The following is a 1100-nucleotide window of genomic DNA, read 5'->3' on the forward strand; positions in this document are numbered from 1 at the left end:
GGCGGTCTCGGCCGACACCGAGAACAGGCACGGCACCGCGGCCTGCGCCTCGGCGAACTCCACGAACTCGGTGAGCAAACGGGCGCGATCGGCGGGTGCGGCCACCGGGTCCGCCAGCGCGATGACCGTGCCGACGTGCATGCGATAGCCCACCACGCCGGCGGCCGGAGCGCCCGTGCCGGCGGCGGTGGGATCTGCCCTGGGATCCCCGCTGGGATCCGTGCCGGGCTCGCCGCCGGGCCCGAAGAAGTAGTTCATCGGCTGCCACGTGATCATCCACGACATGGTGCTGCCGCCGTGCCGCCGGATCAGCGCGCGGACGCGGTCGATCACGTCGTCAGAGTGGACCGAGGAGCCGGTGACACGTCGCCGGATCCGGACCCCGAACGCACCCCGACCGGCGACAAGTAGGACGGCCTCACCCGCCCACAGCAGGCCGGTGCCCGCTGTGACGGCACCGAGGCTCTCGAAGTCCGCGGTCACGACCAGCACGGTGACGACGAAAGTGGTCACTGCGGTGAGGAGCGCGTACACGAGGGCGACGAGCCACGCCGCCCGGTAGCCGCGGCGGAGCAGCTCGGCGGTCACCGCGGCGACCAGGACGGAAAGCAGCATGCCGGCCAGGCTCACGTCGTCGGCCTCGGTCGGACCGAGGGGGCCTTCCGCGGGGACGAAGTAGACCACCACGTGCACGGCGGCGAGGAACCACATCCCGGCCGAGACGACCAGCCTGGTCTCGCGCCGCGTCCGGGGCCGCAGTCCCCGCTCGGTGAGGGAGAAGAACCGTTCGCCCACCACCAGGAACACCGCGAAGGCGATGAGATGCGTGAGGTCGGCCAACCGCCCGAGGAACAGGAACGAGACGATCACGTAGCCGTAGAGCAGCGCCCGTGCGCGCAGTCGCCACGGTGACACCAGCGTGGCGGTGGTGGCGGCCAGCACGGCGATCACCGCGGTCGAGCACCCCACGTCGAGCACCACGGACAACTCGGTGGCCCACTCCCAGCCCACCGCGTCACCGGGGACGAGCACGAGGAACGCCCCGAGCACGCCGATCAGCTGGCCGCCGATCGCGACCAGCGCCGCACGGGCGGACCCCA

General features: G+C 72.1%; 1 pseudogene. It reads right to left on the minus strand.

The window, feature by feature from the left end:
* Positions 1-1100, minus strand: a pseudogene (locus G6027_RS18740) (hypothetical protein); the annotation flags it as partial.

Source organism: Dietzia sp. SLG310A2-38A2 (genome assembly GCF_014145095.1).
Classification (GTDB): Bacteria; Actinomycetota; Actinomycetes; order Mycobacteriales; family Mycobacteriaceae; genus Dietzia.